The organism is Methanobacterium petrolearium (assembly GCF_017873625.1).
GTDB lineage: Archaea > Methanobacteriota > Methanobacteria > Methanobacteriales > Methanobacteriaceae > Methanobacterium > Methanobacterium petrolearium.
Genome location: NZ_JAGGKL010000004.1, coordinates 203,845 through 225,785, shown reverse-complemented (window position 1 = coordinate 225,785; position 21,941 = coordinate 203,845). Strand labels below are relative to the sequence as shown.

Genomic DNA, 21,941 nt, shown 5'->3' with positions numbered 1-21,941 from the left:
TCTCAGCTAACTTATCACCAAGTTCCTTGACACGCTCATACTGCTTATTCATGAAATAGTTCTCAAAAGACTTCATAATACTCTTATAAACATAATACCATATAAATATATGTATTTGCCAAATTAAACAGTTTAAACCATGAATTCAATCCAATAAAAAATTTAAATATCCAAAGATCTAACAGATAATCGAAATTCTCTATTGTTAGAATTATATTAATCCTGGGATTATAATATTTTTCTCATTGATATCAGATTGGGATTGGAATTTATATTCATACAAAAGGAGAATGATCCTTTTAGTGATTCTTCACTTTACAACAGGATGGATAACAACCAGATCCATAACTGTTAAGAAGGGTTAATTAACTTAAAAATAATATTAAAGAAAAAAAGAAAAGATTAGGCTGCTTTAACAGCCATTTCTATATCTGATGCTTTAACAGTTTTTCGTCCTGCGTGTTTAGCTAGTTTAACAGCTTCTGAAGCGATAGATTCGCCTTTTTCTTCTAATACTTTAGCTAATGCGTCTCTTGCATCGTCACTTACTCTTGGAGCACCAGCATTTTTAATGATCCTTCCTACTGGAGCAATTGGCAATTCAGCCATGTTAATCACCTCATTGATTTATAGGGACCACATTATATTTAAGTTTGTCGATCTTTTGCTTATGGATTACCCTTAACCTTAAAGATGTTCACTTTGAAAACCATAATTGGCAATGGGTAAGTTCAACATTCAGTTACAAGTGTCTATGATCATAAGTTCCTTATACTTAAAACCAGCATCCAATGGGGTGTTGTAAAACCACTCCACATATAAATAGTTTGCCGTATAAATGTTAAACAGAAAATATAAGAAAATTAACACAAGTAGGGATGATTTTGATGGTTATGAAAGTTTCAAGCACAGCATTTGATGATGGACAGCCTATACCTCCCAAATATAGTTGTGAAGGTTCAAATATTTCCCCTCCCCTCAATTGGAATCTTTCCCGGTTATTAATACCTGATGAGGGTAGTATGGCCATTATATGTGATGATCCTGACGCACCAGGGGGCACCTGGATCCACTGGGTGATTTTTAATCTGCCCCCTGAAACCAGCAGCTTACCAGAGATGGTGATGCCCCGGGAACAACTTGAAAATGGTGCAAAGCAGGGTGCTAACAGCTGGGGAAATATCGGATACAGTGGACCCTGCCCACCAAGTGGAACTCACCGCTATTACTTCAAAGTCTATGTCTTAGATACTAAACTGGACCTTCCTGCAGGAACTACCAAAGGAGAACTTTTAAAAGCCATGGAAAACCATGTACTTGATGAAGGTCAGTTAAGGGGGACTTACACCCGGAAATGACATTGGGCATTAGTTTCATATCTTTTTTAGCATACTCTTGGTTTTTTTCACCTAATGATTTTTTTATATATAACTGGGGAACTACTCTTGAAAATTCAAAAACAGGAATTGATATCATTAATCACTAGAATAAGAAGGGATATAGGTCATAAAGATGTTGAAGTTGGTATATCTAACCTATTTTTTGAAAAAAAAACCAGAAATCTTCTAATCATAACTCCGGATCGTCCTGAAAAATCAGTGATAATCGGCAAGGGAGGTTGGGTAGTGGGCAGACTCCGTGAAGAATTGGGAGTTGATTCCATCCATGTTGAAGCCTATTCTGATTTTATAGTTCCATTGTACCGAATGAAACTTGCCCTGGTTAAATTAAAAGAGATTATTACAGAATACAACTACCCTGAGAACATGCCCCTTCTTAGTTTAGCTAATCTCCTTGAAGATCGTATAAACAATCCTTACAATGTTGAATCTCTTTTGCAGAAGTTCAATTATACTGAACTGACTACTGATGAATTTCATGGTGAAAAAGTTAATAAAAAGAGTGAAAACAATCTTGAGATAGAAGAAACAGGTTCTGAGATGGAAAGCGACATTCTTGAAATTAAACAAGATAAACTTAGAACTGTGGTGGCATTATCAGGAGGTGTGGACAGCAGCGCGTCCCTGATAATTGCCAAAATATTGGGATTCAATCCCCTGGCTGTCACTGTAAACCCGGGGGATATCATTCTTCCTAGTTATTTTCAGGAGAGTGCAGAAAAACTCGCCGGAAAACTTGGGGTAGAACACATCTATCTGGATGTGAATATGCAGGAACTCATTGATGGTTCCCTGGAGGGACGATTCCACCCCTGTGGAAGATGTTCTGGGATTATTGAACAAACCATAATGGGATTTGCTAGGGAAAACAGAATTCCTTTTATTATATATGGAGATCTTCTATCTACCGGAGCAAATTCTTTCCAGAAGGAAGGTGAAGTTTTGAGAATTAACCTCCCTGCGGTGTTATCTTTTAAAAAAGGCGATGTTAAAGACATAACTAACAAATGGGGGGTTAAAAAAAGGCATAGCTATGGATGTCCCTTGTTGGGGGTGGTACATAAAAAACAGCCTCACATGAGACGTTTTTCCATCCAGAGGGTTCTAAGAGAAACTAGGGCAGGAGTACTGGAGCCAGGTGAGGCCTTAGATCAGATTACTGGCATGCTATAATATCGTACTGATTTAGAAACTTTTTTTTAATGAGTTACTTGATAAGTTCCAGTATACCATATATTATCAGGAATAATCCTGCAAGGTATCCTACCAGTTGGGGGTAAATAAGCATTAAAACCCCTAAAATAATAGCGATTATAGAGATTATTTCACGTGTAGTGTCTTCTTTCATGCTATCCTTTTTGTAAAATAATGTATATAAACATTTTTAAATATTATCAAAAATTTGATTAATCAGGCTTAAACTTGTCAAATTTTCCCTAAACTTTTTTTAAAGAATATATAGGGATTACTTTGTAGAGATGTAATAGATTAAAAAATAAACCACAAACCATGTACAACAAATTTGATCATCTATGACGTTATTAATCCTGAGAAAATGATAGGAAAACCTTATCTTTTTTGAAAAAAGATCAGAAAATTTATATAACGTGTAAAAATGATCTTATTCATCACAAAATTAAATTTCATACAAATTTTCTTGATGGGGAGGAGAGTGTTACAATCAAACGAAACACAGCAGTTATTACAATATTGATATTTAGCTTAGTAATGGTTCTTGGCATGAGCGTAGTAAGCGCAACTGAAGAAAATAATTCAATAAACACAACTAATAACAGCCAAACTTTAATAGAAGGCACATCTGATAATCAAACACCAACTGATAACCAGACGGATCCAACAACAGACACTGAAACTAAATATGCTGCTGCTGGAAGTGTGACATTCACCCAAGATCAGATAATTGAAGCAAGCAGTTGGGTTCAGGAATACATAGAAACCAACCAAGAACTTCCTGCTTATGTGACTATAAATGGCATAGATGTGAACATGCCTTCATTCCTGGAACTTTTAACCACTGTAACTCAGAGAATCTACAACAAAGACACCAGAAATGTTGAATATATAAAATGCAACGCTCCTACATCACCCAAAGATAACCAACAAATTGGCGCCATCTCTCAGTCCACCTACATTTCAATCGCAGGGAGGGTGCAGAGATACATGGATCGTCACTTTAAAGCTCCTAACTATTCTTCTTATAGTTCTCTGGGAAGTTATTTCGGGTATCAGAATCTCATTTACACCTACAGCAAAATCTTGAACACTTATAATAGTACGGGATCATTACCTGTCAACATAAAAGTGATGCCCTGGAATCTTATTGTTAATTTTGCTGGTAGTTTCACTATTGATGAGACTGTTGAGGCTGCTGGTTGGGTTCAGGAATATGTGGAAACCAATCAAAAGCTCCCGAGTGGTGTGCTTATTAGTGGAATTAATCTTAGAGGGGAATCGTTTACCACTACCCTTAACATGCCAACGTTTCTTAAACTTTTAACTACTGTGACCCAAAAAATTTATAATAAGGACACTACAGCCACGGGTATCACTGGAGATTATAAAACTGCCAGTTCACCTAGGGACAATCAAAAAATGGGTACCTTATCTTTAGCTTCTTATGTTTCTGTTGCAGGTAAAGTGCAGAGATACATGGATCGTTACTTTAAAGCTCCTAACTATTCTTCTTACAGTTCTCTGGGAAGTTATTTCGGATATCAGAATCTCATTTACACCTACAGCAAAATCTTGAACACTTATAATAGTACGGGTTCGTTACCTGCGGATGTGAGGGTAGTGCCGTGGAGTTATGTTGTTAATTTTGCTGGTAGTTTCACTATTGATGAGACTGTTGAGGCTGCTGGTTGGGTTCAGGAATATGTGGAAACCAATCAAGATCTCCCGAGTGGTGTGCTTATTAGTGGAACTAATCTTAGAGGGGAATCGTTTACCACTACCCTTAACATGCCCACGTTTCTTAAACTTTTAACTACTGTGACCCAGAAAATTTATAATAAGGACACTACAGCTACGAGTATCACTGGTAATTATAAAACTGCCAGTTCACCTAGGGACAATCAAAAAAGGGGTACCTTATCTTTAGTTTCTTATGTTTCTGTTGCAGGTAAAGTGCAGAGATACATGGATCGCTACTTAAAAGCCCCTAACTATTCCTCTTATTCTACCCTGGGAAAATACTTCGGATATCATAATCTCATTTACACCTACAGCAAAATCCTGAACACTTATAATAGTACGGGTTCGTTGCCTGCGGGTGTGAGGGTAGTGCCGTGGAGTTATGTTGTTAATTTTGTTGGTAGTTTCACTATTGATGAGACTGTTGAGGCTGCTGGTTGGGTTCAGGAATATGTGGAAACCAATCAAGATCTCCCGAGTGGTGTGCTTATTAGTGGAACTAATCTTAGAGGGGAATCGTTTACCACTACCCTTAACATGCCAACGTTTCTTAAACTTTTAACTACTGTGACTCAGAAAATTTATAATAAGGACATTACAGCTACGAGTATCACTGGTAATTATAAAACTGCCAGTTCACCTAGGGACAATCAAAAAACTGGTACTCTATCTTTAGTTTCTTATGTTTCTGTTGCAGGTAAAGTGCAGAGATACATGGATCGTTACTTAAAAGCCCCTAACTATTCCTCTTATTCTACCCTGGGAAAATACTTCGGATATCATAATCTCATTTACACCTACAGCAAAATCCTGAACTCTTACAATAGTACGGGATCATTACCTGTCAACATAAAAGTGATGCCCTGGAATATTATTGTTAATTTTGCTGGAACTTTCACTATTGATGAGACTGTTGAGGCTGCTGGTTGGGTTCAGGAATATGTGGAAATTAATCAAGATCTCCCGAGTGGTGTGCTTATTAGTGGAACTAATCTTAGAGGGGAATCGTTTACCACTACCCTTAACATGCCAACGTTTCTTAAACTTTTAACTACTGTGACTCAGAAAATTTATAATAAGGACACTACAGCTACGAGTATCACTGGTAATTATAAAACTGCTAGCTCACCTAAAGAGTTAATTCATTGGGGTAACATGCCTCTGGCTACCTACGTTTCTGTTGCAGGTAGGGTGCAGAGATACATGGATCGCTACTTAGTAGCTCCTAACTACTCTTCTTACAGTGGTTTGGGAAGTTATTTCGGGTATCAGAATCTAATTTACACCTACAGCAAAATCCTGAACACTTACAATAGCACGGGATCATTACCTACTACTTTTGCAGTAGTTCCTTGGAATAAATTCACCATTGACCAGGTGGCTGATGCTGCAACTTACGTGAAGAACTATGTGAATAATAATCATAAACTTCCCAGTTCTGTAACGATTAACGGTGTTAAAGTGGGAATGTCTTCATTCTTACTGATATTAACTACAGCTGTGAACGATATCAATAATAACGCGGCAGGATCTGTTTATTATTACAATTACTGTTCATCTGCTTCTTCATTTGACAGTCAAAGTAGTGGGTCAATAAATTTAGATAAATATTCAGACATTGCTGGAAGGGTTCAAAGGTACATGGAACGTTACTGGAAAGCACCAAAATATTCGTCCTACAGCAACCTAGGAAAATACTTCGGATATTATAACATGGTTTACACATTCTCCAGAGTAATGGACTATTATGATCAGCACGATACTCTGCCAAGTTCGGTAGGTGTGGGACCATGGTGGGGAACTGTCACATCTTTAGGAAGCACGAGTTATGGTAAAGTTGTGAAGATAGGGCCATTTGGAAATAGAGATTCCTCAGTTAAAATAGCCTACATCATCGGGGTGCATCCATTAGAATCAACTACACACCAGGCATTTTTAAGGGCAATCAAAAAATATGATACCTCTCTGGATTACTGTTACTATGTTTACCAAGTTACAGTGACTAAATATGCGAGTAACTACGAAAGAGGACGTATGAATGGTCAATTACTTGCTAAATATCTTGTGGTGCCAAATATTAAGAAAAATAAATTTAAATTAGCTGTAGATGTTCATAACAACATAGGGAGCTGGTCTAAAAACAAATTCATATTCAGTCCAGTCTCAGGCACAACATCACAAACAATTGCCTGGAAGATCAAAAATAAGATATCATGGTTATCTTACTATACTCCACCATATTCCACCAGTCCACAGTATGTAACCATTCCATTAATCAGAGGTGGAATTCCAGCGGTAATCGTTGAACTATACTATTATTCATCCTATGGGACACAATGTAATCAGATGAATCAATTTGTGTTGGTGGTTGATTCCTTAACTTATTAACTACCATAAGGTTAATAATCATGTTTTGTAAGAGATATTGATCAAAAAAAAGTAGATGTGGTAAAATGGTAAAAACCAGAACGTGTCCTGCGTGTAATTCAAAAAAATATAAGTTGTTCATTCCAGATTCAGGGACATGGAAATGTGAAAACTGTGGTTATCAAGGTTCCATAGTAGTAGAAGATGGTAATCTGGAAAAACAGGTTAAAGAAGCAAAAAAGATGGCTAAACTCCAGAGAAAACTTATCAGAGGAAGTTAATCACAGAACATTAAAATATGGGATAATCACTGTATAATGCGAGGGTTTGGTTTTATTCATCTTTCAAATCTTTTTATAATTGAAATCAGGATTATCTTTTTCATGATTTAAAAAATATTTCAAGACATGGAAAGTTAAACTTGGATCATGCTTCTGCTTCCAACGCCTGCTCTAATACAATCCCCTGCAAATTTTTCCATCAGAATCTTTTCATCCAACTCCCCACAACAATGACAGATCATGATTTTCCTGACACCTAATCGTTCCATAGGCTTTATTATCTTTGCTGTTTCTGAGGAGTTGTGAAGGCAAAAACCACCCAAAAGAAAATTAATATCTTTATCCATCAATTTTCGAGCTTTTTTCATTATTTCAAGGGCTTTTGTAGGTATACGGGACACTGCCATGAACATTCCATTTTCACCATCTAAAACCAGTGCCTGGGTATTGTTATGGCTTATAACTGAAATCCCAGGATAAATTTCCTGGTAATTCCTGATCTGGAACACATCGTTTTTCTTATTTTCCAGTTTCCTTTTAAATCCTGTATTTGGCACATATACACTGGCACTGGAATTGATCCTTAACAGTTCCCTCAAACCACCAGTATGATCACGGTGGGTGTGAGAGATGATTATCGCATTAATATCATGGGGATCTAATCCCATTTTCTCCATATTATCCATGAGTATCTGAGAATCTGCACCAGTATCAAATAACACGGATTTATCATGTGTTTTAATAAAGGAAGAAAAGCCCCATGATGGGGTTAGATCCTCTCTTTTTTGATTGTTATCATAAACCACAGACAATTTTAACATTTTAACCCCTCCTCTCTGTTTCCTACTCCCATTTAGTTACCATAATTTTACTAAATGCTCATGAAATTTATATTTTTTCTTATTTTTGTATTACTCTGAGACTTGGATAAAATACAAGATAAGAATATAATGAAACTTTAATTGGGTATTAATGCAAAAATAAAGAAAAAGATATTCTAGGAGGGATTATCAACGAATTCCCTCAAGTTATCAATCACTTCCTGCACCATGGAGGGTGCAGGACCACCAATCACTTTTCGACTTCCAATGATTTCTTGGGGGTCAAGTGCCTTTTTCACAATTGATTCATCTATGCCTAGGGTTTTACCAGTCAATTCCTGTGAAATATCATCCAGAAACTGGGCATCAACATCTTCAGCTTTCATACCTTTATCCAGGGCAGTGCTTACAGTTCTTCCCACTATCTGGTGGGCGGTTCTGAAGGGTAATCCTCCCTCTTTAACCATAAGGTCTGCCAGTTCAGTGGCTGCTGAGAAGTTGGCTCGGGCCAGTTCTTCACCCCGCTCATCCTTAAACTCTGCCGAGGCTAACATCTCCCGGGTGATCCTCAGTGCAGAGTGCAATGTGTCAGTAGCTTTCCATAGGTGTGGTGTGACTTCCTGCAGGTCCCGGTTGTAGCTCTGGGGTAATGATTTGATGATGGTAAGAATGGTAACTAATTCACCGTTTAACACGGCAGTTTTTCCCCGAACAATCTCTGCAACATCAGGATTCTTTTTTTGGGGCATTATGGATGATGTTGATGAGAATTCATCTGCCAATTCCACCATACGGAATTCATAAGTACTCCAGATAATGAGCTCCTCTGAAATCTTGGATAGGGTGGTTCCCAGAAGAGTAAGGGCGAAAACAGTTTCAGCTATAAAATCCCGGCTGCTAACCCCGTCAATGGAGTTTTCCATGGGACCGGAAAATCCAAGTAGTTTAGCAGTTTGCTCCCTGTTAATGGGGAAACTGGTGGTGGTGAGTGCAGCTGAACCCAAAGGACATAGGTTCATCCGATGATAAGCATCATAAAGCCTTCCATAATCCCTTTTAAGTGCTTGAGCGTAAGAAATAAGGTGATGGGCAAAAGTGGTGGGCTGAGCATGTTGCAAGTGAGTGTAGCCTACCATTATGCTATCCAAATGATTCTGAGCCATCTGGATGGTAATCTTAATAAAAAGCAGTAGTTCCTTTTCTATTTCTTCAATTTCTTCTTTCAATGCTATTCTAAGGTCGGTTGCCACCTGGTCGTTACGTGACTTGGCAGTGTGCATGAAACCGGCTTCAGGTCCGATTTTACTGGTCACATAGTTTTCCACAGCCATGTGAATATCTTCAACAGCAGAATCCAGTTTCAGAGCGGTGATACCTTCCTTTTCAAGTTCATCCAGGGCTTTGAGGATCTTTTTCCCAATATCACTGGGGATGATTCCCTGCTCAATGAGCATGGTGGTGTGTGCCTGGTTGCAACGAACATCTGCCTGGAAGATACGACGGTCAAATTCCAGGGATGATGTGAAATCAGCAACTTCACCCTTCATCTGCCCTTTAAGTCTTCCAGAGCGGAGATTCAAAAAAACACACCTTTTATTTTAAATTGATCTTTTATTTATTTTACATTAACTTGCATCATTATTTTTTGTCGTTTTTATTCTTCCACTGGGTGTAACCACATTTTCCACAGGCGTAACGGTCGCCATGATCTGCCATGAAAACACCGTGGGAGCATCGCACACATTCAGGGTTTTTGCGGACGATTTTGTTATCTTTGACTTCGTATAATTCGAATTTTTTCATTATTCCATCTCTCCTAACTAATTCGGATGATTACCATTATTCTTCTGATTCTTCTTCTTTAACTGGTTCTTTATTCTTTTCCAGAACGTGCTGTTTTTCTATTTGAACCAGTTTTTCTTCAGAATCATATAACTTAGCATAACCATTGGCTTTGCCTTCACCAAAGCTGGGTTTTACATTATCAACCACTAATAAGTTTTTGTCCACATCTAACTGTGCAACGAGTCGATTTTTAATTTCCAGTACTTTTGGAGTGGATTCTCCCTGGTAAATGCAGTCAAAGTGTATTTCAGTTCGGTTTAAAACGGGATTTTCAACCTGTTCTTTAATGTCTATCTCCATGATATTCTCTCCTTATTGTTCCTCTAATTTATCTTTAAACTTTTTAACCTTATTTATAACCTTATCAACTTCACAAACCACTAAACCCTCACCAGGCTGTCCATAAAGAACAAGAGATCCGGTTGGGGCTGTTAAGATGCAGGGGATAACTGCCAGGTCTTCTTCACCGTCCACCAGGATTAAAACATGAAAACCGGATTTAACCAGTTTGAATGCTTTTTTGATAGTCTCTTGCAACTCGTCGGTTATAGCTCCCGGGGGGTTTTTCACATTTAAAGTTACATTATCATAGACCATATCATAGGATGCGGGGTTTCTTTCTACAATATTGTCAATGATTCCCAGGTGGGGGATTAATCCTGCTTTCTGCAGATTATGGGTGGTTACATCACCCACGGAAATTAACAAGTCATCAGCATATTTTGATTTTAGAAAATCCTCCACATCATCCAAAGAGGGATAGAGATCTCCTAATGGTTTTTTCAAGTCTGATCGTAATTTTTTTTTTAGTATTAGCACTAGCGAACCCTCAGTGCATATTCTCCAGGTAACGTGATCTGTAGTTCCTGGGCAATGGGTGAGTTTTCAGGATCCACAATAATTAAAAAACCACTCCAGTTTTTGGAAGTGGCCATATTACAGACAGCACATCTGTCTTCTTCCATGAGTCGGTGACACCGTGTGCATGCTTTGGTGACCATTTATTTTTTCTCCTTTTTACCTTTCTTTCCCTTTTTACTTTTTTTCTCTTTTTCTTTTTCTATCCATTCTAAACGTCCAAGGTTGGGTTGTCTCATGGTGAGGCCGATTTTGGTTTCTTTGGAAGATTTACCCTTCAGGCTAAGGGCCACGATTCTGGCACGTACTCGGTTACCTTCTTCTAATGTTTTCTTGGATTCTTTTCCAATTAACGCCCCTCTTTTTCCATCATAGTTTATGTAATCATCAGTTACCTGAGACACGTGTACTAATCCGTCCATGGGTCCGATTCGTATAAAGGCTCCGAATTCGGTTACTTCAATAACTTCTCCTTCCACGATTTCGTGTAATTCTGGTTTGAAAAACAGGGCTGTAAATACTACCTCATGGTAGGCGGCTCCGTCACCCATTATGACTTTACCCACCCCTATTTTTTCTATGTCTTTTACAGTGACCATTAATCCCATTTTTTTGTCAATTTTGCCAACGTAGGATTCATTTATTATCTCGCTGGCCACCTCTTTCAGAGGTTCATCAAACCGGTTGGGTGGGATTCTTACTGTGTCATCTATTTTGGATATTAAATACAAATAAATCCCTCAATTATAGTTTTTTTAGTATTTATCTAATGAGTTAAATCATTGAACATAACTTTTTTTATTATTTATTCCTGGTACAATTCCATGGAGTGAACTATGGCTTTTTTAGCCTTGGTAGCATTTTCCCATCCAAGAATTTCAGTTTCTTTTCCTTCCAGTCTTTTGTACTCTGCAAAGAAGTGAGCTACCTCATCCAGGAAAGCTTGAGGCACATCATTGATGTCTTGCACATCTTTATAGTGTGGATCTTCCACTGGAACAGCCAGGATCTTGTCATCCTGGTCCCCTCCATCTATCATGCGCATCATGCCTATGGGACGGGCATCAATTACGCATCCTGGGAAGGTGGCCTGGTCCATGATGACTAGAATATCCATGGGATCACCATCATCGTAAAGAGTCTGTGGTATTATACCATATTCAGCAGGGTAATGGAATGGGGAATAAAGCACCCTATCCAGGGCAAATGCTTCCATATCCTTATCATATTCATACTTGTTTCGAGATCCTTTAGGTATTTCAATAACTGCATATACCACTTCAGGAGCTGATGGCCCGGTTTTTACGTCCTTCCAGAGATTCATATTCAAGTTCCTCCACACAAGATAGATAATAATTTACGAAATTTAATGAATAGTATTATGATTTTAATGATTTATTTATTTTTCACATGCTTTGTTTGAAATTATATGATTAAAGTGATTTAATGAGGATTTAAGATAAACGTGTTTATTTGGTGATTATCAAGATTTATATTAAATCTTAAGATGTCCATCCACAGCTAAATATCGTCTTTGGCGTAAATAAACCACGGTGATTTCTTTTTCTCTTGCCCTGTTTCTTAACTGTCTATCGTTGGTGCATAAAACCTTGGATATGCGGAGCAGGGCATCATCCACACTTTCCCCCTTCATGAGATCCATTTTTTTGGTTTCGAAGGGTGGAACCTTTGCTATTTTAAGGGCTATGGAGGCCGCTGTTCTATTTTTGCCTTTACTTCTTTTTTTTATTTTTTCCAGTTCATATAGGACTGGTGAAGGCACACAAAGATGGTAAGATGGCAGGGTGCGTTCCAGTTCCTCTACCAGATCCAGTGGGAACTGGGCTGCCATCATAAAAAATTTGCGTCTATAACTGCCTGTTTAGCGTATGATTCCATAACCAATCAATCTCCACCTGGCACCCACTCTTCTGGAAAGAGCAACTCTCTGACCAGATTCAGCGCATACTGGTAGCTTAAGTTTCACTTCAGCTTCTTTTTTACGTGCGCTGGTGACCACTCCAATGGTGGTAGCGGTGCCAATGTTAATCATGAGGGGTTCAGACGATTTTATAGGATTTACTTTCTTCTCTTCTTTAGTACCCACCACTCGATCCAGTAAGTGGGTTTTCATGGTGAACTGGTGCATTATGTCGGGTAGGGATCCTGGTTTCCCGGCTACGGATCCAGAAAGAGAATCTGCTTTGGTAAGTGCAGGGTCCAGTTTGGTGGCAACTCCAATGAGTCCTCCAGGACCTACTTCATCCACAGCTTCCCCACCACCATTTAATCCAGTAACCTTTGAGTAAAGGCTCATCCATTTTAATTTACCTTTATCTTTCACCTGTATTCCTGGTTTGATTTCAATCTCATCACCCAGATGCAGTTTTCCCTGGATAAGTGATCCTCCTATAACTCCTCCCTGGATCTTTTCAGGACTGCAACCAGGTCGGTTAATGTCAAAGGAACGGGCCACGTGCATACGGGGTGCCTTCCTAAGTGAACGTCGGGGTGTTCTTATTATGTGTTGAATGCTTTCAATGAGAATATCTATGTTAGCTCCCTGTTGAGCTGATACTGGTATAATTGGAGCGTCTTCAGCACAGGTTCCCTTCACGAATTCTTTGATCTCCTGGTAACTTTCCAGGGCCCTCTCCTTGGATACAATGTCGATCTTGTTTTGAACCACAATAACTTCCTTAACACCTATAACATCCAGTGCCATTAAATGTTCTTTGGTTTGTGGTTGGGGGCAGGATTCATTGGCCGCTATAACCAACACTGCACCGTCCATAATGGCTGCTCCAGAGAGCATGGTTGCCATGAGGGTTTCGTGTCCTGGTGAGTCCACAAAAGAAACTTTACGGAGAGTCTGTGTTTCACTACCACAGTGTTCACACACCAAGGCAGTGGTGTAGCACTGGGGTTCGGGACATTGCATACATCTCCTGAAGGTTATATCAGCATAACCTAAACGGATAGAAATACCTCTCTTTGTTTCCTCACTATGGGTGTCGGTCCATATACCTGACAAGGCCTTGGTGAGGGTGGTTTTACCATGGTCAACATGCCCCACTAGCCCAATGTTTACTTCAGACTGTACTTTCACTGGTCACACCTATCATCTTTACTCATCGCTGTTTAGAAGATCTTCTACGGATTTGGAACCTTTCTTTACTACTACTGTGTTAATCTGGACTATATCATCAGATATTGTGTTTCCACGGACGGTTTTTCTCCTTCTTTCTCCTTTTCGTTTTGGTTGGAATCCAACTCCCTTCGAAAGGAGGCTTTTTATCCTTCTGGATCCTTCAACGTCTTTTTTCATGGGAAAACCGTTTTTATCGCTTCCTCCAGTAATGCAAAGGGTGTATCCTGCAAGACCCACTGGTGAAGCATCGAATTCGTCGCCGATTTTTAGTCCGATTAATTTTTTAGACTCAGCAGCTTCCACTTCCAGCTGATGGCTGTTTTCATCTTGGGAAATAATTAATTTAAATGCCAATCTATCTCCTCCATCTTATTTTTGGTGTTTTATTTTCATATTATTTATCGTTTTCCATCTAATTAATGATGATTCAATATATTATAGCTGTATTCTGGATTTATTAGTAAATTCCCCAGTTCGATTCATCTTTCCTTTTGATATCCACAGTTTCCAACAGTATTTCTGTTTCATCATCACTGAGATCAGTTTTCATCTCGTTTTCAAGGACTTTATAATGGTTTTCGGGAATGTCCACGTATAACACATCACCCTCATCTAAATTGCGGCCGAAAACTCCATCTTTTATGGCCATGGCCACTTTTTGTCCCTTGGATATTGAGGGTAGGTTATCTCCTTTATCCTGCATACTTTCAACCACACCTACTCGTAGGCCATCCTGGTTCATGAGACTGTAACCCTTTTTGATACTACCACCCAGGACTTCAATCCCAGCTATGGCAGGTTTACTCTGTCTGAAAACCAGTTTTGGTATGATACGTATTTTACCAGGTTTTATTATTGCAGCAAACCATTCCTTTTTCCTGCGTTTTTGAGCAGCCTGAACCCATTCTTGGTAATCTTCGGTTAACTGATAAATTACATCAGCAGAGAATATTTTAAGTTCAGTGTTTTGGATTTCCTTGTCTGCCGAAGGCAGTATCTTAACATTAAAGGCGATAATAACCCCTGAAAGTTCATCTTCCTGTCTAACTATGGATGCATTTATTACATCTCTCCGGGAAACATCACCAATGTCTGCGGCACGAATGGGCACTTCCATCTCCTGAAGCATGTTCACCAGTGCTTCCAAGGATCCTAAAGTGTCTGCTTTAACTATGACTCCTAATTCATCAGCATCGACTTTTATATCCTCAATTTCGTGCAGTATGTCTTCTTTAACTTCTGCCAGATCTTCCCTTGCCACTCTAAGTGGAGAGCCAGACATGACATTATCAATGTTAGGGGCCACGATCTTAATACCAGCAGCTGCCACCACCTCATCCACCTTTTTGAAACGTTTTTTAGCTTCTCTAATCTCTTCTAAAGCTTTTGGCTTTAAAAGTGACCGTATTTTGGTGGTAATTACGTCATCAGGGGTTGTAAGGACAATAGTATCCTTGTGGCCTATAATACCATCATATATGACTGCGTCGATGGTAGTTCCCAGTCCAACTTCTTCTTTAACTTCCAAAATTGTTCCTTTAGCTGGGGCGTCGGTTTCTATCTGCAACTGTTCTTTAAGGTACTGTTGAGCCAGTCCAAGTAGCATGGTTAACAGTTCTGCTATACCCTCTCCGCTTTTGGCACTGATGGGGATGATACTTACCTGTCTGGCAAAGTTTTCCACCCGGTCAAAGCGTTCAGACTCGAAACCTTCCTGGTGCAGTATTCCCACTAACTCATAGACCTGGGTATCCAGGGCACTCTGCACATTAGGAGGTTGTTGTTGGTAAGTCTGGGAAAATGATGATCCCTCGTGTGTCTGCCAACCGTATATTCTATCAATCTTATTGGCAGCCACTACAAATGGAGTTTTATACATTTTAAGGATGTTAAGTGCTTCGTAAGTTTGGGGTTTAAATCCCTCATTAACATCCACAATAAGGATTGCCAGATCTGCCAGGGCACCTCCCCTCTTACGAAGGGTGGTGAATGCCTCATGACCAGGGGTGTCTATGAAGAACAAGCCGGGAAGGGTTTCTTTAATCTCTAATTTGTCCAGGAAAGCCCCACAAATGTTTTCAATGACTTCCATGGGGATTTCAGTGGCACCTATATGTTGAGTTATTCCACCAGCTTCCTTCTGGGCTATGGCACTGCCTCTGATGAAGTCTAGGAGTGTTGTTTTCCCATGGTCCACATGACCCAGAACAGATACGATAGGTGATCTAATTTTCAAGGTTATCCTCCGGCCTTAAAAAGTGTAAGGGAATAAAATTTGGAATTCCCTATTTGTTTAATGAAATTTCTTCTTTTCTTCCCTGAATTTATCTTATAAGATTTCCAGGGAGTTATGGTTCTTCATATACCAGTTCCCGGTCTGGAAGTTGGTACTGGCAGATTTCTTCGTCCTGGAAAAATAGTGCAATTTCCCTTTCTGCAGAGGCAGGTGAATCTGAGGCATGTACAATGTTTCGTCCTGTTTGCAGGGCAAAATCACCACGAATAGTGCCTAAATCTGCTTCCTGGGGGTTGGTAGCTCCCACCATTTTTCTGATGAGACTGATGCATTCATCCCCTTCAATTACCATGGCCAAAACTGGTCCAGAGGTAATGTATTCTACTAGATCACCGAAGAAAGGTTTTTCTTGATGTTCTGCGTAGTGTTCCTCTGCCTGCTGGCGGGGAATTACCATCATTTTTGCTGCCAGGATCTGAAGTCCTCTTTCTTCAAAGCGGGTTAAAATCTTCCCGGTTAGTTTTCTCAGGACTGCATCAGGTTTTAACATCACAAAACTTTTTTGCATCATTTTTTAACCCACTTAACCTTCCTGGGAACTCTGCCGAGTTTAATACGATTTTTTTCACATTTACTGCTGCAGAAATGATACACCGTGCCGTCTTTTTTGACGTACATCTTGCCGGTGCCATCCTCTATTTTTTCTCCGCAGAATGAACATGTTCTCATGGTTTGTCACCTTCAATTTAGGGTGTACGGATTTCTTTGGCTTCCCTGATGGTGTCCAACAACATCAGAATGTCGCCTTCCCTTATGGCGCCCATAACATTACGGGTTAATATCCTACCCTTATCTCTTCCTTCTAATATCCTGCATTTAACTTGCATGACCTCTCCGGTCATACCGGTTCTTTTCAGAACCTCGATAACTTCTGCAGGAGTTGCTTCTGCCATTTAATCACCTTTAAAAGTGAGAAGGATGTTTCCTTCTGTAAGTGTTAATTATTTCTTGAGCTCTTCTACTTTCTCTACCACGTCTTTGATGAGATCTTCTGCTTCACCAGCATCAATTATGCAGGCAGACGCGGTTCCCACGTTTAGACCGGCTGCTTCTCCCAGTTCATCTTTAGTGGGTATGTAAACGTAGGGTATTTCCTTTTCTTCAGCAAGAACAGGCATATGAGCGATAATTTCAGCAGGGTCAACATCCTCAGCCAGCAATACCAGTATTGCTTCTCCTCTTTCCACGGCTTTGGTTACCTCGTTGGAACCTTTTCCTACTTTACCTGTGTCTCTTGCGATTTCTAGGGCCTCGTAAGCTTTGTCAGCTAACTCTTTAGGCACATCAAATTTAACATACATTGCTTTTGCCATTTATTTACCTCCTTTTTCATCTGGTTTTTAACCATCCATCGGCAAATCCTAATTTTAGACTCCACTATTCACTTATGCGTACGTGAAGTTCTGATCCCGATGATAGACCAAAAATTCTAATTTTAAACTTAAAAAAATATTTTAGAATTCTAAAATTAGATGTAACAAAATTAGTTAATTACAGTATATATACTTAACTTCCTTAAATTGGTGTACGTAAACTTAAAAAAATAATTTTTAGCTGCTCTCTCATTTTCATTTGTTAACCACCACTATAAATGATCTGGTATGGACATCACTCAGGACCGCAAATTCAATATTTCATTAAAAACAAACCACGCAAAGAGATGACTAAGGTAAAGTATACAAGAGATCTGAAACTTTACATTAGAATGCATAAACAAAACACCAACACAGTTAATCGAAGAAGCAAAACAAATATTTGATGCTCTGATTGAAGCAGATGATCAAGATGAAGATATTATTACATTAACAGGGGTTATGGGGGCATTAGATTTTGTTGTTAAACGACCTAATTTTAAAATTGTGAATGAAGAAAATAAGAAACTTATTACGGTTTATTTTGATAGGCAATTCATAGATGATGTAGTTAACCATGTTAAAAAGCTTTCAAATGTAAACGTAACTCAAGTTTCTCAAGATAGAGGAATAGGACAAACTGAAGTTATAGAATATCATTTAATAAGCTTTGTTGATGATTAAAATCATTTTAACTCTTTAATTTTAAATTAGTTGCTTAAATAGCTTTTAATTTTCATATTTGAGTAATTTTTTTGTTCTCTAGATAGTATGATCAAAGTTCTTTCAGGCCGTATTCTGCACTTTTCATTAAAAAACTCACTAGGATACATGTTTAATATCTACGAATTAATGTTAACTCAACTAATTGAATCTATGAAATATTAGGGAATAGTTTTTTATCTCCCTTAAAAACTTTTATCTCATTATAAAGAGGTGGATCTTTATTTTTTAATGCATTTTCTAAATTTTCAAAACTTAATAATTCGAAAATTTTAACTGAAAATTTTATTAGAGTGATAATAATTGAACTTCCAAAATAGGATGGATCTAAAAAATACGATGAATCTTTCTTCCAAATTCCCCACGATCCTAAAACCTCAGATTTCTGAGTGGTAAAATATTTACAAGCGCGTAATTTACTGAGAAAATTGTCATTTAACCTTACAGCACTTATCTGAAGATTTTCATCATAACTTAAATATTTCATCCCTAACATTTTATCATGGATAATAATATTTCTCATATCATGAATTAACAGAATAAAATCTTTATAATAATCTATCAAATTATAAAGTTCCTGGTTTTCCTTTTTAAGTGCCTTTAAAAAACTATTAATTTCTTCATTGTTTTTTTTCTTCGGCTTCAAGTTAACACTATTAGGATGTTCCATTCCCTGAAAGGTTAAATTGTACTTTTCTTGAATAATCAAGGCTAGATTGTCAAATAATCCATTTACAAGAGAGATAAAGTAATTAAAATGATAATAAATGTTATATAATGAAATATTATCAAGTTCTAAATATTTTTGAATGCTTATTTCATCTAAACTCATCATAACAAATAAAAAACGATCAAAAAATGCAATAAAAAGCTCTTGATTATTCAATGGAAAATATGAAAACTTTGATATAAACCTGTTCCTGTAATAACTCAGTTTATCCCACTCAATTCCCTTGACAATATATTTACCCATGTATTGAAAAAATAAATCAATTATTCGTATTGTTTCTTCAGGATCCACAATTGTTACAGGTTCATGGATAATGTCCAGCAAAAATCTATTTTTTAGAAGGAATTTATTAGTAGTGACAAAAACCGTATTGGGACCAGTAGCATAACTATGCAATACTACAGAAAAGATATCATCCATTTTTGTTAAATCCCCAAAAAGATCTTTTACAACATATTCAAGATCTTTTCTTTTCAAGCCCACCATCCAATGTGAAATGACATTTTCTTCATTATTTATTATATCTAATACTGAAATATCGTGATAAAATCCTGGACCAATCATCTCATCATAATTTTCCTGCAATCTAAAAAAAGGTATATCATCAAGTAGCTCATGTTCAGTTTTGAATGGAGTTCTAATGAACTTAAAATATTTTGAATTACTATCAAGCTTCATTGAATAATTTAAAATCTGAATAGCGTTGTCATTCTCGGTTGATAGAAGTTCATCAAAACTTTCAGAATCAATTGTAATTTCTAATTTTTTACCATTAAACAATGGACGATTAACCATTATTCCACCTTATTTTCGGTCATCTATTGATATTCATCTCATCTGAAATTAAGTATTCTCAGTTACCCCTTCCTGTACTCCCCTTCATGTTATCTGCTTGTTTGAATTATTCAGTTTTTGATTCGATAAACCTTTCGCTTAATTTGCTTGTTCAGCCCCCATAAAAACCCCTTTTCCTCGTGTTATGACACTGTAAGGGGGCAGAATAATACCGTCGATTACTTTTCACACACCCTACCATCCTAAACGTGATAATAAGGGAGTGTGGACATTAGAATATTAGTTAAAAAGATTTGATGGGTTGGATAAGGTAAAGATGAGGGAATAAAGCAGTTGCGCGTAGGTGTTGACCGAGCATTATAGCTATAAGATCAAAATTTAGATGACGATATTGACTTGAAAAAGTTTAGGATTATATGGGACTGGCTGGTGTGGGTTTGACTGGTGTGGGTTTGACTGGTGTGGGTTTGACTGGTGTGGGTTTGACTGGTGTGGGTTTGACTGGTGTGGGTGTGTCTGGTGTGGAACCATTACTTGCTGTACTATTGTTATCGGTTAAATTGGATCTTACAGAGTTGGTGTCATTGTTAGCGTTGAGTGAAGTGTTGCCGTCGAAGTATGTTTTATATATGATTAGTGCTGTCACGGCAATGACGATCACACCACCAAATAATAGTATGTATTCGGCTGCCCCTTGTCCATTTTCATCTTTCAAAAAATTCATGATATTGTTAACCTCTTTAGTGACTATATTATTATTTGATATTGTGCGCATATAAATGTTTTGCTTTCAGACAACAATATTTTTATCATCATAGTACTATAATTTCTAAAACTTCGGGAAGTTTTCTTTTGTTTTTGATTTAACTTTCTCAAGTTTCCCATTCATGAAAAAGCATTACCATTATTTTAAAATAAAGATGGGGAGCATTCTGTTTATTCCATGTACAGGGGGTTAAATTTAGTATAAGGATGTTAAAAGTATTACTTATAAAGGTAGATTACCTCACACGCTCTTGGATATTCACTTTTATTACTTAAAAATCAATGTTAAGTTGGAATATTGAACATGCTATAAAAAGTAAGTTTCAATGTGAGAATTCACAGAGGGTATGGTTGCCAAATGTTCCCCTCTGGAACCTCACAGCAGACTTACACCATACCAGCCAAGGTGATATGGATGTTACGATGTAAAAGCTTAGTTAGAAAAGTTAAAATATTATCTGTTCTGAAAAGGCGACCCGACACAACTGTGTTGGGGCCACCCTGTGAAGTCCGAGTTAAACCTTTTAAGGGAAAAATTCGATGAGAATTATTCAGTTTGGAGCTTATTAAGTGTTATTTCACGTTAAAGCGATTAGTTTAAGTTTATCACGAAATCCGTATCCATTCCTGCTGATACTTGTGTTATTGTTGCCATTGTATCCATTTCCCCTTGAACTTGTTTAATATCATTTGTTTTAATTGTTTAAAACTAGGGGGTTTTTTGGCAATAAAACTGTTTAATGAGGTTCTCTAATTCACAGGAGAAAAAGGACAACTGGTGAAATAAAATAAAAGAATTAAGAAAAATAGTGATATTTACTCATCTAGATCTATTTTACTAAGAATATACTCTATTTTAGCAATTAAATTCTGTGCGAAGATATATGAATCGGGATTTTTAACAGGATGAAATTTTTCTAAAGATTCTTTATCAATTCTTAAAGTTTCATGACGTTTTTGAGCGTATTCTGAATTTTTAATAGAATTTTTAACTCTTTCATTAACCTCTAACAAGAACACCTGGTTTGGTTTGTCAAATTTAAATTCATATGTCATTTTCATACAAATCACCCTAATTTCTATAAAGTAGAATATTATTTTACCATCATATAAACTTATGAAAAACTAATGATCTCTGAAATTGGCCTTTATTTGACTTCCAATTTCCTGACATAAAATGGCCACATAAAAGATTAGGGTGGAATGATCCATTTTAGATTAATTTTGTTGAAGATTTAGTCCTTCTGTTATTATTAATTTTTACTAAAAATTCAAAAGATCTTCACAAGTATAACGAAGTCTATCATGGAAAAAACAGTTATAATAAGGGCTGAAAATGCTCTAAAAAAAAAGAAAAAAAAGGAAGGTTAACTTATAACCTTTTGACGGCTAATTCGACGTCAGAAGCTTTAACAGTTTTTCTTCCTGCGTGTTTTGCCAGTTTAACAGCTTCAGTAGCGATAGATTCGCCTTTTTCTTCTAAAGCTTTTGCTAGAGCTTCTCTAGCGTCGTCACTGACTCTTTCTGCACCGGCGTTCTTTATTATTCTTCCAATTGGAGCTATTGGTAATTCCATATTAATCACCTCATTTTTGTATATTTGTTAATATACACTGTTGCCGT

General features: G+C 37.5%; 27 protein-coding genes and 1 pseudogene. 6 read left to right on the top strand and 22 right to left on the bottom strand.

Annotation, left to right across the window (positions count from 1 at the left end):
- Nucleotides 1–402: 402 nt before the first annotated feature.
- Complete coding sequence (gene hfoA1 / locus J2743_RS05475) at nt 403–609, bottom strand: histone HfoA1 (protein ID WP_209625554.1); 207 nt, start codon at nt 607–609, stop codon at nt 403–405.
- Between the two features lie 278 nt (nt 610–887).
- On the opposite strand from hfoA1, the gene J2743_RS05470 reads away from it, so the two are divergent.
- Both J2743_RS05470 and J2743_RS05465 read left to right on the top strand, forming a co-directional pair.
- Nucleotides 888–1,358, top strand: coding sequence for a YbhB/YbcL family Raf kinase inhibitor-like protein (locus tag J2743_RS05470; RefSeq protein WP_209625553.1), 471 nt, complete (start codon nt 888–890; stop codon nt 1,356–1,358).
- Nucleotides 1,359–1,445: 87 nt separating this feature from the next.
- Nucleotides 1,446–2,573 (top strand): 7-cyano-7-deazaguanine synthase, encoded by a 1,128-nt coding sequence (locus J2743_RS05465; RefSeq protein ID WP_209625552.1) that lies wholly within the window; start codon nt 1,446–1,448, stop codon nt 2,571–2,573.
- A 34-nt stretch (nt 2,574–2,607) separates the two neighbouring features.
- Here the strand turns inward: J2743_RS05465 and J2743_RS05460 are convergent, their stop codons facing one another.
- Entirely contained in the window at nt 2,608–2,748 is a 141-nt protein-coding gene (locus J2743_RS05460) for a DUF3096 domain-containing protein (RefSeq protein ID WP_209625551.1), read from the bottom strand.
- A gap of 392 nt (nt 2,749–3,140) precedes the next feature.
- Between J2743_RS05460 and J2743_RS05455 the strand changes: the two genes are divergently transcribed.
- Entirely contained in the window at nt 3,141–6,722 is a 3,582-nt protein-coding gene (locus J2743_RS05455) for a pseudomurein-binding repeat-containing protein (RefSeq protein WP_209625550.1), read from the top strand.
- Nucleotides 6,723–6,787: 65 nt separating this feature from the next.
- Entirely contained in the window at nt 6,788–6,982 is a 195-nt protein-coding gene (locus tag J2743_RS05450) for a hypothetical protein (protein WP_209625549.1), read from the top strand.
- A gap of 134 nt (nt 6,983–7,116) precedes the next feature.
- Here the strand turns inward: J2743_RS05450 and J2743_RS05445 are convergent, their stop codons facing one another.
- The 16 genes from J2743_RS05445 to rpl7ae all read right to left on the bottom strand — a co-directional run bounded on the left by J2743_RS05445 (nt 7,117) and on the right by rpl7ae (nt 17,266).
- Entirely contained in the window at nt 7,117–7,803 is a 687-nt protein-coding gene (locus J2743_RS05445) for an MBL fold metallo-hydrolase (protein ID WP_209625548.1), read from the bottom strand.
- Between the two features lie 176 nt (nt 7,804–7,979).
- Nucleotides 7,980–9,383 carry an argininosuccinate lyase gene (gene argH / locus J2743_RS05440; RefSeq protein ID WP_209625547.1) on the bottom strand — a complete coding sequence of 468 codons (1,404 nt, stop codon included), beginning with the start codon at nt 9,381–9,383 and terminating at the stop codon, nt 7,980–7,982.
- A gap of 58 nt (nt 9,384–9,441) precedes the next feature.
- Nucleotides 9,442–9,606, bottom strand: coding sequence for a 30S ribosomal protein S27ae (locus J2743_RS05435; RefSeq protein ID WP_209625546.1), 165 nt, complete (start codon nt 9,604–9,606; stop codon nt 9,442–9,444).
- A gap of 36 nt (nt 9,607–9,642) precedes the next feature.
- Nucleotides 9,643–9,948 carry a 30S ribosomal protein S24e gene (locus J2743_RS05430; RefSeq protein ID WP_209625545.1) on the bottom strand — a complete coding sequence of 102 codons (306 nt, stop codon included), beginning with the start codon at nt 9,946–9,948 and terminating at the stop codon, nt 9,643–9,645.
- A gap of 12 nt (nt 9,949–9,960) precedes the next feature.
- A complete protein-coding gene (locus tag J2743_RS05425; RefSeq protein ID WP_209625544.1) occupies nt 9,961–10,467 on the bottom strand; it encodes a GTP-dependent dephospho-CoA kinase family protein in 507 nt (168 codons plus the stop codon).
- Entirely contained in the window at nt 10,467–10,649 is a 183-nt protein-coding gene (gene spt4 / locus J2743_RS05420; RefSeq protein ID WP_209625543.1) for a transcription elongation factor subunit Spt4, read from the bottom strand. The genes J2743_RS05425 and spt4 overlap by 1 nt, the downstream gene beginning before the upstream one ends.
- Nucleotides 10,650–11,228 carry a DNA-directed RNA polymerase gene (locus J2743_RS05415; RefSeq protein WP_209625571.1) on the bottom strand — a complete coding sequence of 193 codons (579 nt, stop codon included), beginning with the start codon at nt 11,226–11,228 and terminating at the stop codon, nt 10,650–10,652.
- A gap of 83 nt (nt 11,229–11,311) precedes the next feature.
- Nucleotides 11,312–11,830, bottom strand: coding sequence for an inorganic diphosphatase (locus tag J2743_RS05410; RefSeq protein ID WP_209625542.1), 519 nt, complete (start codon nt 11,828–11,830; stop codon nt 11,312–11,314).
- A gap of 171 nt (nt 11,831–12,001) precedes the next feature.
- A complete protein-coding gene (locus tag J2743_RS05405; protein WP_209625541.1) occupies nt 12,002–12,361 on the bottom strand; it encodes a type II toxin-antitoxin system VapC family toxin in 360 nt (119 codons plus the stop codon).
- Between the two features lie 27 nt (nt 12,362–12,388).
- On the bottom strand, nt 12,389–13,615 hold the full coding sequence (locus tag J2743_RS05400) for a translation initiation factor IF-2 subunit gamma (RefSeq protein WP_209625540.1): 1,227 nt from the start codon (nt 13,613–13,615) through the stop codon (nt 12,389–12,391).
- A gap of 18 nt (nt 13,616–13,633) precedes the next feature.
- Nucleotides 13,634–14,011 (bottom strand): 30S ribosomal protein S6e, encoded by a 378-nt coding sequence (locus tag J2743_RS05395; protein ID WP_209625539.1) that lies wholly within the window; start codon nt 14,009–14,011, stop codon nt 13,634–13,636.
- A gap of 103 nt (nt 14,012–14,114) precedes the next feature.
- On the bottom strand, nt 14,115–15,893 hold the full coding sequence (gene infB, locus J2743_RS05390) for a translation initiation factor IF-2 (RefSeq protein ID WP_209625538.1): 1,779 nt from the start codon (nt 15,891–15,893) through the stop codon (nt 14,115–14,117).
- A gap of 112 nt (nt 15,894–16,005) precedes the next feature.
- Entirely contained in the window at nt 16,006–16,464 is a 459-nt protein-coding gene (ndk, locus tag J2743_RS05385; protein ID WP_209625537.1) for a nucleoside-diphosphate kinase, read from the bottom strand.
- Nucleotides 16,461–16,622, bottom strand: a complete 162-nt coding sequence (locus tag J2743_RS05380) for a 50S ribosomal protein L24e (protein WP_209625536.1) — start codon at nt 16,620–16,622, stop codon at nt 16,461–16,463. The genes ndk and J2743_RS05380 overlap by 4 nt, the downstream gene beginning before the upstream one ends.
- 17 nt (nt 16,623–16,639) lie before the next feature.
- The gene (locus J2743_RS05375; protein ID WP_004031085.1) at nt 16,640–16,846 is read right to left on the bottom strand and encodes a 30S ribosomal protein S28e; all 207 of its coding nucleotides are present in this window, start codon (nt 16,844–16,846) and stop codon (nt 16,640–16,642) included.
- Nucleotides 16,847–16,894: 48 nt separating this feature from the next.
- Nucleotides 16,895–17,266: a 50S ribosomal protein L7Ae gene (gene rpl7ae, locus J2743_RS05370; protein ID WP_209625535.1), complete on the bottom strand. Its 372-nt coding sequence runs from the start codon at nt 17,264–17,266 to the stop codon at nt 16,895–16,897.
- Between the two features lie 501 nt (nt 17,267–17,767).
- Here rpl7ae and J2743_RS05365 point away from each other — a divergent pair.
- Complete coding sequence (locus J2743_RS05365; RefSeq protein ID WP_209625534.1) at nt 17,768–17,989, top strand: hypothetical protein; 222 nt, start codon at nt 17,768–17,770, stop codon at nt 17,987–17,989.
- 190 nt (nt 17,990–18,179) lie between these two features.
- Here the strand turns inward: J2743_RS05365 and J2743_RS05360 are convergent, their stop codons facing one another.
- Complete coding sequence (locus J2743_RS05360; protein ID WP_209625533.1) at nt 18,180–19,553, bottom strand: hypothetical protein; 1,374 nt, start codon at nt 19,551–19,553, stop codon at nt 18,180–18,182.
- Nucleotides 19,554–20,094: 541 nt separating this feature from the next.
- Nucleotides 20,095–20,277 (bottom strand): annotated as a pseudogene (locus J2743_RS12045) (class III signal peptide-containing protein); the annotation flags it as partial.
- Between the two features lie 369 nt (nt 20,278–20,646).
- Between J2743_RS12045 and J2743_RS05350 the strand changes: the two are divergent.
- Nucleotides 20,647–20,862 carry a hypothetical protein gene (locus J2743_RS05350; RefSeq protein ID WP_209625531.1) on the top strand — a complete coding sequence of 72 codons (216 nt, stop codon included), beginning with the start codon at nt 20,647–20,649 and terminating at the stop codon, nt 20,860–20,862.
- A 272-nt stretch (nt 20,863–21,134) separates the two neighbouring features.
- Here the strand turns inward: J2743_RS05350 and J2743_RS05345 are convergent, their stop codons facing one another.
- The gene (locus J2743_RS05345) at nt 21,135–21,380 is read right to left on the bottom strand and encodes a hypothetical protein (RefSeq protein ID WP_209625530.1); all 246 of its coding nucleotides are present in this window, start codon (nt 21,378–21,380) and stop codon (nt 21,135–21,137) included.
- A 310-nt stretch (nt 21,381–21,690) separates the two neighbouring features.
- On the bottom strand, nt 21,691–21,894 hold the full coding sequence (gene hfoB, locus J2743_RS05340) for a histone HfoB (RefSeq protein ID WP_209625529.1): 204 nt from the start codon (nt 21,892–21,894) through the stop codon (nt 21,691–21,693).
- Between the last annotated feature and the right edge of the window lie 47 nt (nt 21,895–21,941).

Bases quoted from the DNA above. Each gene is read 5' to 3' on its own strand.
- J2743_RS05360 (WP_209625533.1), bottom strand. From the start codon at position 19,553: ATGGTTAATCGTCCATTGTTTAATGGTAAAAAATTAGAAATTACAATT.
- hfoB (WP_209625529.1), bottom strand. From the start codon at position 21,894: ATGGAATTACCAATAGCTCCAATTGGAAGAATAATAAAGAACGCCGGT.
- ndk (WP_209625537.1), bottom strand. From the start codon at position 16,464: ATGATGCAAAAAAGTTTTGTGATGTTAAAACCTGATGCAGTCCTGAGA.
- J2743_RS05430 (WP_209625545.1), bottom strand. From the start codon at position 9,948: ATGGAGATAGACATTAAAGAACAGGTTGAAAATCCCGTTTTAAACCGA.
- J2743_RS05345 (WP_209625530.1), bottom strand. From the start codon at position 21,380: ATGAAAATGACATATGAATTTAAATTTGACAAACCAAACCAGGTGTTC.
- J2743_RS05445 (WP_209625548.1), bottom strand. From the start codon at position 7,803: ATGTTAAAATTGTCTGTGGTTTATGATAACAATCAAAAAAGAGAGGAT.
- J2743_RS05460 (WP_209625551.1), bottom strand. From the start codon at position 2,748: ATGAAAGAAGACACTACACGTGAAATAATCTCTATAATCGCTATTATT.
- J2743_RS05470 (WP_209625553.1), top strand. From the start codon at position 888: ATGGTTATGAAAGTTTCAAGCACAGCATTTGATGATGGACAGCCTATA.
- J2743_RS05435 (WP_209625546.1), bottom strand. From the start codon at position 9,606: ATGAAAAAATTCGAATTATACGAAGTCAAAGATAACAAAATCGTCCGC.
- J2743_RS05365 (WP_209625534.1), top strand. From the start codon at position 17,768: ATGGGGGCATTAGATTTTGTTGTTAAACGACCTAATTTTAAAATTGTG.
- J2743_RS05405 (WP_209625541.1), bottom strand. From the start codon at position 12,361: ATGATGGCAGCCCAGTTCCCACTGGATCTGGTAGAGGAACTGGAACGC.
- J2743_RS05380 (WP_209625536.1), bottom strand. From the start codon at position 16,622: ATGAGAACATGTTCATTCTGCGGAGAAAAAATAGAGGATGGCACCGGC.
- spt4 (WP_209625543.1), bottom strand. From the start codon at position 10,649: ATGGTCACCAAAGCATGCACACGGTGTCACCGACTCATGGAAGAAGAC.
- J2743_RS05375 (WP_004031085.1), bottom strand. From the start codon at position 16,846: ATGGCAGAAGCAACTCCTGCAGAAGTTATCGAGGTTCTGAAAAGAACC.
- J2743_RS05450 (WP_209625549.1), top strand. From the start codon at position 6,788: ATGGTAAAAACCAGAACGTGTCCTGCGTGTAATTCAAAAAAATATAAG.
- J2743_RS05410 (WP_209625542.1), bottom strand. From the start codon at position 11,830: ATGAATCTCTGGAAGGACGTAAAAACCGGGCCATCAGCTCCTGAAGTG.
- J2743_RS05455 (WP_209625550.1), top strand. From the start codon at position 3,141: ATGAGCGTAGTAAGCGCAACTGAAGAAAATAATTCAATAAACACAACT.
- rpl7ae (WP_209625535.1), bottom strand. From the start codon at position 17,266: ATGGCAAAAGCAATGTATGTTAAATTTGATGTGCCTAAAGAGTTAGCT.
- hfoA1 (WP_209625554.1), bottom strand. From the start codon at position 609: ATGGCTGAATTGCCAATTGCTCCAGTAGGAAGGATCATTAAAAATGCT.